The organism is Microlunatus sp. YIM B11417, assembly GCF_059617205.1.
Map to the genome: position 1 here is coordinate 111,617 of NZ_JCAMPJ010000009.1, position 12,095 is coordinate 123,711.

Annotated in this window: 14 protein-coding genes; 6 read left to right on the forward strand and 8 right to left on the reverse strand. The window is 72.1% G+C overall.

What is annotated here, in order from left to right; translation table 11 throughout:
• Window positions 1-80: 80 nt before the first annotated feature.
• Window positions 81-509, reverse strand: a complete 429-nt coding sequence (locus tag AC6CCG_RS29190; RefSeq protein ID WP_496658300.1) for an OsmC family protein — start codon at window positions 507-509, stop codon at window positions 81-83.
• A gap of 107 nt (window positions 510-616) precedes the next feature.
• On the opposite strand from AC6CCG_RS29190, the gene AC6CCG_RS29195 reads away from it, so the two are divergent.
• A complete protein-coding gene (locus AC6CCG_RS29195) occupies window positions 617-1,057 on the forward strand; it encodes a globin (RefSeq protein ID WP_496658301.1) in 441 nt (146 codons plus the stop codon).
• Window positions 1,058-1,521: 464 nt separating this feature from the next.
• On the opposite strand, the gene AC6CCG_RS29200 is transcribed toward AC6CCG_RS29195, so the two are convergent.
• Window positions 1,522-2,907: an alpha-glucosidase/alpha-galactosidase gene (locus tag AC6CCG_RS29200; RefSeq protein WP_496658302.1), complete on the reverse strand. Its 1,386-nt coding sequence runs from the start codon at window positions 2,905-2,907 to the stop codon at window positions 1,522-1,524.
• Window positions 2,908-3,108: 201 nt separating this feature from the next.
• On the opposite strand from AC6CCG_RS29200, the gene AC6CCG_RS29205 reads away from it, so the two are divergent.
• Entirely contained in the window at window positions 3,109-3,966 is an 858-nt protein-coding gene (locus AC6CCG_RS29205; RefSeq protein WP_496658303.1) for a helix-turn-helix domain-containing protein, read from the forward strand.
• Here AC6CCG_RS29205 and AC6CCG_RS29210 read toward each other — a convergent pair.
• Genes AC6CCG_RS29210 through AC6CCG_RS29220 form a run of 3 tightly spaced genes read right to left on the reverse strand, consistent with a single transcriptional unit; the run spans window position 3,951 to window position 6,790 of the window.
• Complete coding sequence (locus tag AC6CCG_RS29210) at window positions 3,951-4,988, reverse strand: NAD(P)-dependent alcohol dehydrogenase (RefSeq protein WP_496658304.1); 1,038 nt, start codon at window positions 4,986-4,988, stop codon at window positions 3,951-3,953. The two genes, AC6CCG_RS29205 and AC6CCG_RS29210, sit on opposite strands and share 16 nt — an antisense overlap.
• A 33-nt stretch (window positions 4,989-5,021) precedes the next feature.
• Window positions 5,022-5,627 (reverse strand): response regulator, encoded by a 606-nt coding sequence (locus AC6CCG_RS29215; RefSeq protein ID WP_496658305.1) that lies wholly within the window; start codon window positions 5,625-5,627, stop codon window positions 5,022-5,024.
• Window positions 5,624-6,790, reverse strand: coding sequence for a sensor histidine kinase (locus AC6CCG_RS29220; protein ID WP_496658306.1), 1,167 nt, complete (start codon window positions 6,788-6,790; stop codon window positions 5,624-5,626). Before AC6CCG_RS29220 ends, AC6CCG_RS29215 begins: the two co-directional genes overlap by 4 nt.
• Before the next feature lie 115 nt (window positions 6,791-6,905).
• Between AC6CCG_RS29220 and AC6CCG_RS29225 the strand changes: the two genes are divergently transcribed.
• The 3 genes from AC6CCG_RS29225 to AC6CCG_RS29235 all read left to right on the forward strand — a co-directional run bounded on the left by AC6CCG_RS29225 (window position 6,906) and on the right by AC6CCG_RS29235 (window position 8,336).
• On the forward strand, window positions 6,906-7,481 hold the full coding sequence (locus tag AC6CCG_RS29225) for a hypothetical protein (RefSeq protein WP_496658307.1): 576 nt from the start codon (window positions 6,906-6,908) through the stop codon (window positions 7,479-7,481).
• Between the two features lie 82 nt (window positions 7,482-7,563).
• Complete coding sequence (locus tag AC6CCG_RS29230) at window positions 7,564-7,944, forward strand: DoxX family protein (protein WP_496658308.1); 381 nt, start codon at window positions 7,564-7,566, stop codon at window positions 7,942-7,944.
• 56 nt (window positions 7,945-8,000) lie between these two features.
• Window positions 8,001-8,336 (forward strand): GNAT family N-acetyltransferase, encoded by a 336-nt coding sequence (locus AC6CCG_RS29235; protein ID WP_496658309.1) that lies wholly within the window; start codon window positions 8,001-8,003, stop codon window positions 8,334-8,336.
• 21 nt (window positions 8,337-8,357) lie between these two features.
• On the opposite strand, the gene AC6CCG_RS29240 is transcribed toward AC6CCG_RS29235, so the two are convergent.
• Window positions 8,358-9,053 carry an NADPH-dependent F420 reductase gene (locus AC6CCG_RS29240; protein ID WP_496658310.1) on the reverse strand — a complete coding sequence of 232 codons (696 nt, stop codon included), beginning with the start codon at window positions 9,051-9,053 and terminating at the stop codon, window positions 8,358-8,360.
• Window position 9,054: 1 nt separating this feature from the next.
• Complete coding sequence (locus AC6CCG_RS29245; RefSeq protein ID WP_496658385.1) at window positions 9,055-10,107, reverse strand: LLM class flavin-dependent oxidoreductase; 1,053 nt, start codon at window positions 10,105-10,107, stop codon at window positions 9,055-9,057.
• A 71-nt stretch (window positions 10,108-10,178) separates the two neighbouring features.
• Here AC6CCG_RS29245 and AC6CCG_RS29250 point away from each other — a divergent pair, with 71 nt between their 5' ends.
• Complete coding sequence (locus AC6CCG_RS29250) at window positions 10,179-10,661, forward strand: MarR family winged helix-turn-helix transcriptional regulator (RefSeq protein ID WP_496658311.1); 483 nt, start codon at window positions 10,179-10,181, stop codon at window positions 10,659-10,661.
• A gap of 44 nt (window positions 10,662-10,705) precedes the next feature.
• On the opposite strand, the gene AC6CCG_RS29255 is transcribed toward AC6CCG_RS29250, so the two are convergent.
• Window positions 10,706-12,016, reverse strand: a complete 1,311-nt coding sequence (locus AC6CCG_RS29255; protein WP_496658312.1) for a M20 metallopeptidase family protein — start codon at window positions 12,014-12,016, stop codon at window positions 10,706-10,708.
• Between the last annotated feature and the right edge of the window lie 79 nt (window positions 12,017-12,095).

A 12,095-nucleotide genomic window follows, 5' to 3' on the forward strand; every position in this document is an offset into this window, starting at 1 on the left:
CGATCATGAAACGCCAACGTCCGCCGGCGCATCGGCCGACGGACGTATGGCTGCTACGGCAGCAGGCGTAAGGCAGGGCCCTACTGGACCAGGGTCGCCTCGAGGGTGATCTCGGTCCCGGCCAGCGCCTGCGACACCGGGCAGTTGGCCTTGGCGGTCTCGGCGGCCTGCTGGAACTGCTCGGCGGTCAGGCCCGGCACTGCGGCCTTCACGGTGAGCTTGATCCCGGTGATCCCGGTGCCCGGCACGAAGGTCACGTCGGCGGACGTGTCGACGGTCGTGGGCGGGGTGCCGGCGCCGGCCAGGCCGTGCGAGAGCGCCATCGAGAAGCAGGTCGAGTGCGCGGCGGCGATGAGCTCCTCCGGGCTGGTCTTGCCGTTCGCCTGCTCGGCCCGGGACGGCCAGCTGACCGGATAGGTGCCGATTCCCGACGAGGCGAGCTCGACGGTGCCGGCGCCCTCCATCAGGGAGCCCTCCCAGTGGGCGTTGGCCGTGCGTACGGTAGCCATGACGATCTCCTTCTCGGCGGATGTGTGCGTCTGTGGTGTTCGCGGCTTATCTTGCCAGGCACCCGTCGGGCGGGGTCGGGTGGGAAGGTGGGGAACAATGGGTGGCGATGACGCACACTGAGGACCGCCAGTCGTTCTACGACGAGATCGGCGGACACGAGACCTTCGTCGCCCTGACCAAGCGGTTCTACGAGGGCGTGGCCGGCGACCCGCCGCTGCGCGAGATGTATCCGGAGGAGGATCTCGGTCCGGCCGAGGTACGGCTCCGGATGTTCCTCGAGCAGTACTGGGGCGGCCCGACCACGTACAGCCAGGAGCGCGGCCACCCGAGGCTGCGGATGCGGCACGCGCCGTTCGCGGTGACGCCGGAGCAGAAGGACCGCTGGCTCAAGCACATGCGCGACGCCGTCGACTCGCTGGACCTCACCGAGGAGCAGCACGCGATCCTCTGGGAGTACCTGGAGCGCGCCGCCCAGTTCATGGTCAACACGTTCGACGCCGACGGCCCGCCGGCGATGCCGGGGCTGACCATCCAGCCCAGGCCCTGAATCGCCGCGCATCGCGCCGGCCGGGCCGCTCGCCGACCACGCGATGTCGTTATTTCTCCACGGACGAGCATCCGAGCGCGACTGCCACGTGGAAACGCTTCGTCCGTGGAGGAATCACGACACTCCCGCTCGAGGAGTCCGAGGAGCAGGGTCGCGATCCGGGGTGATCGCCAGGTCGGCGCCGCGGAGCGTGGTGGCTGTGGCGTTGACGCTCGACCGCCACTTGGGCACCGCCCTTGCGTCGACAGTCCCTCGACCGGGCACCTTGCGACCGCGACAGGGGTGTCCGTCGGGGTGTCGTCCGTGAGCGAGGCGCCCGGTTCATGGTCAACACGTTCGACGCCGACGGCCCGCCGGCGATGCCGGGGCCGACCATCCAGCCCCGCCCGTGATCATCGTTCCCTGAGCTTGTCGAAGGGCAAGGGCGGGCTCGGCACTTCGACAAGCTCAGTGCGCGTTCCGGGTCAGGTCGGGCGCAGCGGTACCGGCAGCAGGGGCGCGTGGGCGGCGAGCAGTTCGTCGGTCATGGCCCGGATCTGGTCCAGGTCGAGCAGCGCCGCGGTCAGCGGATCCAGCGCCACGGCGTGGTAGACGTGGTCGCGGTCGCCGGTCAGGGCGGCCTCGACGGCCAGCGTCTGGACGCCGATGTTGGTCCGGTTCAGCGCCGCCAGCTGCGGCGGCAGAGCGCCCATCGTGGTCGGCTGCACACCGCTCGCATCGACCAGGCAGGGCACCTCGACGCAGGCGTCGGCGGGCAGGTTGCTGATCGCTCCGTCGGCGTTCGGCACGTTGCCGTGGATCACGCTCAGCTCGCCGGTCACCATCGAGTTGACGATGCTGGCACCGTACTCGACCGAGGGCGCCAGCTCGGCCTTCAGCCGGTCCAGCTGGGCGCCCAGGTCGCCGGCCTCGTCGTGCGCCGCGCAGATCTCGTAGTAGTCCCAGCGCCGCGGGATGTACTCCTTGATCAACTCCGGGTTCTTGCGGAAGTACGGCAGATACTCGGAGGCGTGGTGGCTCGACTCGGTCTCGAAGTAGCCGAACGTGTTCATCAGCGCGGTCCGGACCTGCTCGTTGCCGCCCTCGTAGTTGCTGGCCGCGGCGGCGGCACCGCTGTGGTCGCCGTCGTCGCTGATCAACTTCTCGGCACCGCGGGACCGGACGTGGCGCCGCGCCATCTCCTCACGCAGCCGCGGATAGAGGTCGGTCCGGCCCTGCCGGAACTCCAGCACCCAGGCCTGGTGGTTGATCCCGGCGCAGCGGTACGCGACCTCCTCGTAGGGGACGCCCAGGGTGCGGGCCAGCATCCGGGTCGTCCCCTGCACGCTGTGGCAGAGCCCGACCGTCGGCGCGCCGAGGGCATTGAGGTAGCCGGTCGCCATCGCCATCGGGTTGGCGTAGTTGATGAACTGGGCGTCCGGGCACAGCTCACGGGCGTCCTCGACGATCCCGCGGTAGGCCGTCACCGAGCGGAGGAACCGGAACACGCCACCCGGCCCGATGGTGTCGCCGACGGTCTGGTCGACGCCGTACCGGCGCGGGATCTCCACGTCGTGCCGGTACGAGTCGAGGCCGCCGACCTGGAACGTGATGATCACGAAATCGGCGTCCCGCAGCGCCTGCCGCCGGTCCGTCGTCGCCTCCAGCGTCGCGCCGAGGCCGTGGTGGGTGATCAACTCCCGGGACACGTCCGCGACCCGGGCCAGCCGGTTCTCGTCGATGTCCATCAGACACAGGGTCGCGTCCTGCAGAGCGGGGAAGCTCAACAGGTCGCCGACCAGCCGGAACGGGAACACGTACCCGCCGGCACCGATGATGGTGATCTTGGGGCGCAGAATCGTGGCAGCCATGGCACCGACGCTAGGCGCCGACCCGCCAGGTCCGCCTCCGGCCGCCTCGGCAACCCTTCCGGGATCCTCCGCTGGGCGGCACGTGGCGAGCACGTTCCCTGAGCCTGTCGAAGGGCAAGGCACGGTCCGGTTCGGCACCCTTCGACAGGCTCAGGACATGCCTCCACTGGCTCTGTGCGCGGCAGTCATTAGGATCGCGGCATGTCCGGCGCTGGACCGCTGCCCGACCCGGTGGACGTCACCGGGTCGGAATTGTGGCTGCACCGGGGCGCGCCGCCGTCGATGGCGCGGCCGCACCGGCACGACGATCTTGAGGTGAACCTCGTGCTGCGCGGCCGGCTGGACTACCTCTTCGGCGGCGACCGGCTCTCGGTGGGTGCCGGCCAGGTCGCCGTCTTCTGGGCGGCCACACCGCACCATCTGCTGCCCGGCCCGGAGCAGACCGAGGGCTGCTGGCTGCACCTCCCGCTCGGCACCGCGCTCGGCTGGAACCTGACCGACTCCGACGTCGCCAGGCTACTCTCGCTGGCTCCGGTCATCGCACCACAGAGTTGCCTCGGGCATGACGCCGTCCTCCTCTTCGGCACCTGGATCCAGGAGCTCGGCGGATCGGACCCTGCGGACCGGATCCCTGCCCTGCTGGAGATCCAGGCGATGATCAGCCGAGTGCTCCGGAACGAGGAACGGCGGCCCAACCGGCATGATCACCAGCGGCCGGCGCCGGACGGGACGCTCGGTCCGGTGGCCACGATGGCCCGGTTCATCGTCGAGCACTTCCGGGAGCCGATCATGATCGGCGATATCGCCGCCGCGGCACATCTGAACCGCAGCCATGCCGCAATGATCTTCAGCCGCAGCCTCGGCACCAGCCCGGGGCGCTACCTCGCCCGGCGCCGGATCGCCGAGGCGCAGCGGCTCCTGATCACGACCGACCTGGCCATGATCGACGTCGCGCACGCCTCGGGCTTCAGCTCACAGAGCACCTTCTACGAGCAGTTCACCCGGCTCTGCGGTGCCTCGCCCGGCGAGTACCGGCGCCGGCATCAGCGGCCCGGATAGACCACCGGCTTCAGGCTGTGCGGGTCGTTCTTCGACGCCTGCAGGGCTTCGGCGACCTGGTCCAGCCCGAACCGGCCGGTGACCAGTCCGTCAAGATCAACAGCGCCGGAGGCGGCCAGCGCGATCGCGGCCGGGTAACAGTTGGCGTACCGGAAGGTGCCGGTGACGACGAGCTCCTTGATCTGGATGTCGGCCACCGGCAGCTCCAGGTTCGGCGCGCCGAGACCGACCAGGACGATCCGGGCCGCCGGGGCCGCCACCGCGAAGGCCGACCGGACCGCCGGCGCCGCGCCGGAGCACTCGATGACCACGTCGACCGGCTCCAGGGTGTCGGCCAGCGGACCCTGCGTCGCGTCGATCACCTGGTCCGCACCGCGGTGGCGGGCGACGTCGAGCCGGTGGGCTACCGCGTCGCTGACCGCGACCCAGGAGGCGCCGCGGGCCCGGGCCACGTCGGCGCAGAGCAGGCCGACCGGACCGGCGCCGGTGATCAGGACCCGGTCGCCCGGCTCGATGGCCGCCTTCCGTGCGGCCCAGACCCCGACCGAGAGCGGCTCGATCAGGGCGGCCGCCTCGTCCGACAGCGCGTCCGGCACCGGGTATGCCCGGTGCGCGGCCAGCACGACGTACCGGGCGAAGGCGCCGTGCACCGGCGGCGTGGCGAAGAACTCGACGTCCGGGCACAGGTTGTAGCGGCCGGTCAGGCACTGCGTGCAGCGCCCGCAGGTCTGCTGCGGCTCCAGTGCCACCCGCTGCCCGAGCCGGTCCGCCGGCACCCCGGCCCCCACGGCCCGGATCACGCCGGACGCCTCGTGGCCGAGCACCAGCGGCTCGGTGACCACGAAGTCGGCGATCCGGCCGTGATCGAAGTAGTGCACGTCGGAGCCGCAGACGCCGACCACGGCCACCTCGATCAGCACCTGGCCCGGCCCCGGTTCGGGGACCGGCGCCGTGTCGATCACGACCTCACCGGCCCGGCGGAGCAGGGAGCGGGGCTGTTCGTTCGGCAGGTCAGCGTTCATGATCGCCACGATAGACGGGTGGCCGCCGCGGGTTCAGATCCACCCGTGGTGCTGGGCCAGCTGGATCGCCGCGGCCCGGTCGGAGACCTCGAGCTTGGTCATGATCGCCGCCGCATAGTTGCGTACGGTTCCGGCCGACAGCCCCACCCGGCGGGCGATCGCGGCCGGCGTGCCGCCCTCGGCGAGCGCGGCCAGGACCTCCAGCTCCCGCTCGGTGAGCGGACAGTCCGGACTGATCAACAACTCGGCGGCCAGCTCCGGGTCGACGTAGCGCGCCCCCTCGTGGACCCGGCGGATCGCCTGCGCGAGGGTTCCGGCCGGGCCGCCCTTGGTGACGAACCCGGAGGCGCCGGCCCGCAACGCCCGGCGCAGGTGGGCCGGCCGGCCACGGCCGGTCAGGATGATCACTCGGCAGGCCGGCAGCGCCCGGCCGATCTCGGCGCTGACCGCCATCCCGTCCAGGTGCGGCATGTCCAGGTCGACCACGGCGACGTCCGGCCGATGATCAAGGGCGGCCTGCACGGCCTGTCGGCCGTCGCCGGCCAGCGCGACCACCGACAGATCCGGCTCCAGGTCGAGCAGGGTGGCCACGGCGTCTCGGATCAGCGCCTCGTCGTCGGCCAGCAGCAGCTTGATCATGACTGACCAGTCTGGCACGGAACCCTTGCCTCGAAGACGAACCGATCACCGTCCTGGCCGGCCCGGACGGATCCGCCGACCTCGGCGAAGCGTTCCCGCATGCCGGCCAGCCCGGCGCCGATCCTGCCCCCGCCGGACCGGGCCGCCGCTGCTTCGTTGATCACCCGAAGCCGGAGCTCGGGGCCGGACCGATCGAGCGTGATCACACACTCGGCACCCCGGCCGTGGCGCAGCACGTTCGTGGTCGCCTCGCGCAGCGCGATCGCCAGCAACCGGGACACGGCCGCCGAGTCCGGCCGGACGCCGAGCTCCATCCGGTACGGAATCCCGGCCGACGCGAACGCCTCGCCGACGGCCGCCGCCTGTTGATCAAGGTCGATGCCGCGATAGCCGTCCACCGTGGACCGCAGCTGCACCAGGGCGTCGGCGGTGAGCCCGCGGAGCTGGCCGGCCTCCGCCGCGGCCCGGCCCGGATCGCTCTGCTGCAGCCGCTCCACCAGTTCCGCCTTCAACGCGATCACCGACAGCGAGTGGCCGACCAGGTCATGGATGTCCCGGGCGAACCGCAGCCGCTCCTCCGCCACCGCGAGCCGGGCCCGCGCCTCCCTGCCGGCCCTGAGCTCGCCGACCAGGCGCCAGAGTGCGTACGGCAGGCCGCACATGAACGCGACCGTCGCGCCGACCGAGAGCGCCGTGAGCCCGTACCCGAGCGGATCGCCGGCCCAGGACCCGACGGCGAGCACCGCCACCAGCAACGCCAGCCAGCCGCCGATCAGCACCACCGGCCGCCGGTAGAGCAGCGGCAGCGACCCGCCGACGGTGCCGCCCAGCCAGGCCCAGGTGGACCACTCCGCGCTGGCCAGCGGCGCCACCAGCGGGATCGAGATCAGCAACGCGACACCGAGGGCGACATCGGTCACGGCCGGCCGCAGCGGTCCCCCGGTCGCCGCGACGTCCCGCATCAGGGACCGGTACAGCCCGGCGGCGAGGGCCGCCGTGACCAGGATGATGCTGACCGCCCCGAGCACGCCGCGGACCAGGTCCGGCTCCAGGGTGAGCGCGATGCCCGGCATGATCGCCGTCGTCGCCGGCGCCGCGAGCAGCGCCACCAGCGCCACGGCCCGCGCCCGGCGGACCGGACGGTCGGCGTCGTCGTACCCCATCGTCGTGTCCTTCCCTCGTCGCCGCCACCATACCCCGGCCGGGTATGTGCAGTGCACGAATTCCGATGACAACCCGACCGGTGCACCGGCGACCGGAACGCCCCAGCCTGGACTCATGAACACGACTTCGGAGCCCACCGAGACCACCAGCCCGCTCGCGGCCGTGCTGGCCCGCTGGCCCAGCCTGGTCGGGCTGGCTGCCCTGATCGCCACGTCGGCCGGTGGCGTCGACGCCCACGTGACCGCGACGGTGATCATGATCGCCGCCCTCAGTTACCTCGCCGCTGCCGCGGTCGGCCGGCCCGCCGCGACCTGGATCGCCATCCCGGCCGGCGTGGTGCTGGTGGCCGTCGGCATGCTGACCGCCCTCGACGCCGTCCTGCTGCTCATCGCGGCCGCCGTGGGCCTGGTGATCTTCGGCCTGATCCGGCGACCGCACTCCGGCCGGGCCGAGCTGGGGCTCCAGGCGGCAGGCTTCGTGGGCTTCACCGGCCTGGGGCTGGTCGCAATGATGGTCGGTCCGGTGCCGGCCGCTCACCTCGCCGCCCTGGCCGCGATCGGCCACGGGGTCTGGGACGTGCTGCACCACCGACGGAACCGGGTCACCGGGCGCTCGTTCGCCGAGTTCTGCGCGGTCCTGGACTTCGGCCTCGGCGCCGTGATCCTGATCGTCACCTGGCTGTCGCTCTGACCGCGAGTTCCGGATCTGATTGACACGTCAGCTACATTGGACCAGGTAACTGACGCATCAAGCACATCGGCGAAGGATGATCATGACCGTCGTACTCTGGATCGCCGCGGGTCTGCTGGCGGCACTGTTCCTGGCCGCCGGCGCAATGAAGGTGATCACGCCGAAGGAGAAGCTCGGCGCCTCGCCGAACATGGCCTGGACCGAGGACTTCCCGCCCGGCGTGATCAAGCTGATCGGCGTGCTCGAGGTGCTGGCGGCGATCGGGCTGATCCTGCCCGGACTGCTCGGGATCGCGCCGGTCCTGGTGCCGCTCGCGGCTGCCGGCCTGATGCTGCTGATGATCGGCGCGCTGATCACCCATGGGCGGCGCGGCGAGCGGCAGCCGATCGTGATCAATCTCGTCCTGCTCGTGCTGGCCGGCCTCGTCGCCGTGGGCCGGTTCGGTCCCGTGCCGTTCAGTTGAGCCGCACGGACAGGCCTACGGTTGTTCCTGCGTACGTCCTCAGCGGAAGGGTCACCATGAGTCAGTCAACCGTCCCCGTCGTCGAGCGGGTCGACGCCCGACACCGGTACGAGATCTCGGTCGACGGCGCCCGCGCCGGGATGACCGAGTACCGCGATCACGGCGGACAGCGGATCTTCTTCCACACCGAGGTCGACGACGCCTACGCTGGCCAGGGACTGGCCGGCCGGCTGGTCGAGCAGGCGCTCACCGACACCCGGGCGGCCGGCCTGCGCGTGGTCCCCGTCTGCGCGTACGTGGCCCGGTTCGTCAAGCGGCACGACGAGTTCGCCGACCTCGCCGATCCGGTCACCGCCGACGTCCTGACCTGGCTGGAGCAGGAACTGGGCTGACGCCCGGCTCCAGCCCCGGAGTCAGGCGACGCCGACCCGGGCCTGGGCGACCACCCGCCCGCGCTCCGTACCCTCGAAGCGATCCAGCCGTGCCCGCACCTCCGCGGCCCCGACGTCGGCGCCGAACAGCTCGGTGCCCGGCTCGAAGCGGATCCCCTCGGCCAGCGGCCCGGCGACGACCGGATCGAAGCCCAGCCGGTCGACCAGGGCTGCCACGGCGGCCAGGTCGGCGGCCGCGTCACCGGCGATGGCGACGGCCAGCCGGCCGGCCGCACCGGTAGGCCGGGCGCGGCCCTCGAGATCGTGGTAGCCGACGTGATTGAGCGCCTTGACGACCCGGGCGCCGGCCAGGAACGCCTGCACGGTCTGGCTCGACGAGGTCCGCGGATCCGTCAGATCGTCCCGCTCCCCGTCGATCTCCCACCAGTGGTTCATCGCGTCCACGACCAGCTTGCCGCGCAGTTCCGCAACCGGGAGCTCGCGATACCGGCCCAGCGGAAGGGCCAGGATCACCAGGTCCGCCTCCGCCGCGGCCTCGGCGGCCGTGGTCGCCCGGGCCCCGGGAGTGAGGACGTCGACAGTCAACGCGATCCGCCCAGGGGTGCCGGAGCCGGCGATCAGCACCCGGTACCCGGCCGCCAGGGCGAGCCTGGCCAGCACGGTGCCGAGCTTCCCCGCGCCGAGGATGCCGAGTGTCGGCAGGTCCGGGGCGGCCACCTCACACCCCCGCCTTCACGGCCCGGTCGGCGACCAGCTCGCGGACCCGCGGGATCACCTCGGTCCCGTACAGCTCGACGGCGCGCAGCCGGGCACTGATCGGCTGCGAGCCCGCGGTGTAGATGAGGTCGAAGCGCTCGACGCCGAGCGTGTTGATCGTTCGGGCGATCTTGGCGGCAACGGTGGCCGGCGAGCCGATGTAGAGCGAGCCGTAGGCGATCTCCTCCTCGTACTGATCACGACGGAGCCGGGGCCAGCCGCGCTGCGCGCCGATCCGATCATGGATGACGCGGTAGCGCGGCCAGGACACCTCCTTGGCCTCCTCGTCGGTGTCGGCGATGAAGCCCGGCGAGTGCATGCCGACCCCGTGCGCGGGAGTGCCGAACTGTTCGGCCGCCCGGCGGTAGAGCTCGACGTAGGGAGCGAACCGGCTCGGCGGGCCGCCGATGATCGCCAGCACCATCGGCAGCCCGTACTTCGCGGTGCGGATCACGGACTGCGGCGAGCCGCCGACCCCGACCCAGGTGGGCAGCCGACCGGACTCGGACTTCGGGAAGACGCCGGCCTGGTCGAGCGGGGCCCGCAGGTCGCCGCTCCAGGTCACCGGCTGCTCGTCCAGCAACCGGACGAAGAGGTCGAGCTTCTCCTCGAACAACCGGTCGTAGTCGGCCAGATCGTAACCGAACAAGGGAAAGGACTCGGTGAACGAGCCACGCCCGAGGATCAGCTCGGCCCGGCCGCCGGAGATCCCGTCGACCGTCGCGAACCGCTGGAAGACCCGCACCGGGTCGTCGGAACTCAGCACCGTGACGCCCGAGGACAACCGGATCCGCGAGGTGCGGGCGGCGATCGCGGCGAGCACGGTCTCCGGCGTCGAGATGGCGTACTCGGGACGGTGGTGCTCACCCAGGGCGATCACATCGACGCCGAGCTCGTCGGCCAGCACCGCCTCCTCGACGACCTGACGGATCGCCGCGGGGTAGCTCACGAGCTTGCCGGTGTCGTCCTCCGGGACGTCGCCGAAGGTGTCGAGTCCGAAGATCAGGTCGGGCATGATCACGCCTCTCAAGTAGTTGACGCGTCAATCATATACGCTGTGATTGACACATCAATCAGGGAGTGGTCATGGCGAGACAACGGGCGACCGGACGACCGGCGAGACGACGGCTGCCGACGCAGGAGGAGTTGCGGGTCTGGCGGGAGTTCATCGAGACCGCGGAGACGCTGCGGTCCGAGCTCGCGTCGCGACTGCAGGCCGACTCCGGGCTCTCGACCGGCGACTACGCGGTGCTGCTCGCCCTCAGCGAGGCACCGGGGCGACGGTTGCGCTCCTCCGAGCTCGCCGACGGCATCCGCTGGGAGCGCAGCCGGCTGTCCCATCATCTCGGCCGGATGGAACGGCGCGGACTGATCCGCCGCGAGGAGTGTGCCACCGACAGCCGCGGCGCCGAGGTCGTCCTCGAGACCGCCGGCGCGCAGGCGTTCCGGAACTCGACCGTCCCCCACCTCCGAGCCGTACGGGAGCTGTTCGTCGACGCCCTCGCCCCGGAGCAGCTCGCCGCAGCGGCCGACCTCGCGGCCGCCCTGCGCCGTCACCTCGATCGCTAGCCGGAACGATCCTGGACCGGCGGGGCGCGCCGCCGGCCTCGCGGTCAGCCGGCGAGCCGACCACGCTCGGCGAGCCAGCCGGCCATCGCCCGCACGCCGGTACCGATGGCGCCCTCGTCCGGGTCGAAGTCCACGTGGTGCGGGAAGGCGGTGGTGACCGGCGCGCCGGGCGAGCGGACGCCGACGAAGCTGTACGTGACCGGAAGCCGCTGCCCGAACAACGCGAAGTCCTCTCCGTTGAACGGGGGCACGGCGTGCATCCGGACGACCCGATCGTCGCCCAGCCGGCGGCGCAGGTGCCGTTCGAGCCGGGTCCCGTCGCGCTCCGGGCAGACCAGGGCGGGGAACGGCGGGTCGGGAAACTCGGCCCGCCCGCGATAAGGGGCCGCGGCCGCGCCAATGCTCCGGCGGACCTCGCGATAGCGCTCCTCGGGCCAGCACCGATAGGACAGCCGTACGGTGACGGCGCCGTTCTCCTCCTCGCCCGGCGTGGCGTGCTGGATGTTGACGAACCGGGCCAGCGGCCCGTCGGGCGTACCGAGGTCGACCACCAACTGCTCCATCTCCGCCAGGCTCCTCGGTGGCGCCACCGTGGCCAGCCGCAGGAGGTCGGCCGCCAGGGCCTCGGCGCGGTCCGCGGCGCCGGGGCCGGTGAGGACGACGCGACCACGGTCCAGCCCCGGCATGCCGTACCCGGGGGTGACGGCGATCGCGCCCACGGGCAGCGGGCCGCAGTGCAGCGCGTGCAACTCCCGGATCCCGGTGTGCCGCAGCACGCCGTCGGCCAGCATCCTGCGGGCGCCGGTGAGGTCCTCCTCCGCCGGCTGGAACACGAACGCGAACGTCCCGCTGAGACGAGACCGGAGCCGGGCCAGCACCTCGGCGACGCCGACGCCGATGGCCGTGTGCAGGTCGTGCCCGCACAGGTGGCCGACGCCGACGGAACCGCCGACGGTGCCACCCGCCGGCACCGCGTCCAGGTCGGCCCGATAGCCGACGGTACGGCCCCGGTAGGCGCCCCGAAGCAGGCCGACCACGCCATGGCCGCCGATCCCGGTCGCCACGGTGAGACCGGCGGCCCGCAGGAGGGAGGCCACCAGCGCTGCCGTACGAACCTCCTCGCCCGCGACCTCGGGATGCTCGTGGATGGTCCGCCGCAACGCGACGAGGTCCGGCTCGAGGGAGCCGGTCAGGACGTCGATCGAGCGTTGGTCCACCGGACGGCGGCCCGGCCCGGGTCCGGCCGGCCGGACCGCGGCTGCGGGCGGCGCCATGCCGGCGAGCGTCACCACACCGGCCGCCGCGGCGGCCCGGAGCAGGCTTCGGCGGCGGAGGTTCTGCGGTTCCTGGTTCATGATCATCACTCCTGACGTCGACGGCGTCGGCGGCTGCCCGAGCCCGCTTCCAGCGTCGTCCCGTGGTGCGCCGGTTCCC

Excerpts from the sequence above, each read along its gene's own strand:
- AC6CCG_RS29235 (WP_496658309.1), top strand. The coding sequence starts at position 8,001 with ATGAGTCAGTCAACCGTCCCCGTCGTCGAGCGGGTCGACGCCCGACAC.
- AC6CCG_RS29250 (WP_496658311.1), top strand. The coding sequence starts at position 10,179 with ATGGCGAGACAACGGGCGACCGGACGACCGGCGAGACGACGGCTGCCG.
- AC6CCG_RS29220 (WP_496658306.1), bottom strand. The coding sequence starts at position 6,790 with ATGGGGTACGACGACGCCGACCGTCCGGTCCGCCGGGCGCGGGCCGTG.
- AC6CCG_RS29210 (WP_496658304.1), bottom strand. The coding sequence starts at position 4,988 with ATGAACGCTGACCTGCCGAACGAACAGCCCCGCTCCCTGCTCCGCCGG.
- AC6CCG_RS29225 (WP_496658307.1), top strand. The coding sequence starts at position 6,906 with ATGAACACGACTTCGGAGCCCACCGAGACCACCAGCCCGCTCGCGGCC.
- AC6CCG_RS29215 (WP_496658305.1), bottom strand. The coding sequence starts at position 5,627 with ATGATCAAGCTGCTGCTGGCCGACGACGAGGCGCTGATCCGAGACGCC.
- AC6CCG_RS29245 (WP_496658385.1), bottom strand. The coding sequence starts at position 10,107 with ATGCCCGACCTGATCTTCGGACTCGACACCTTCGGCGACGTCCCGGAG.
- AC6CCG_RS29230 (WP_496658308.1), top strand. The coding sequence starts at position 7,564 with ATGACCGTCGTACTCTGGATCGCCGCGGGTCTGCTGGCGGCACTGTTC.
- AC6CCG_RS29190 (WP_496658300.1), bottom strand. The coding sequence starts at position 509 with ATGGCTACCGTACGCACGGCCAACGCCCACTGGGAGGGCTCCCTGATG.
- AC6CCG_RS29205 (WP_496658303.1), top strand. The coding sequence starts at position 3,109 with ATGTCCGGCGCTGGACCGCTGCCCGACCCGGTGGACGTCACCGGGTCG.
- AC6CCG_RS29200 (WP_496658302.1), bottom strand. The coding sequence starts at position 2,907 with ATGGCTGCCACGATTCTGCGCCCCAAGATCACCATCATCGGTGCCGGC.
- AC6CCG_RS29255 (WP_496658312.1), bottom strand. The coding sequence starts at position 12,016 with ATGAACCAGGAACCGCAGAACCTCCGCCGCCGAAGCCTGCTCCGGGCC.
- AC6CCG_RS29195 (WP_496658301.1), top strand. The coding sequence starts at position 617 with ATGACGCACACTGAGGACCGCCAGTCGTTCTACGACGAGATCGGCGGA.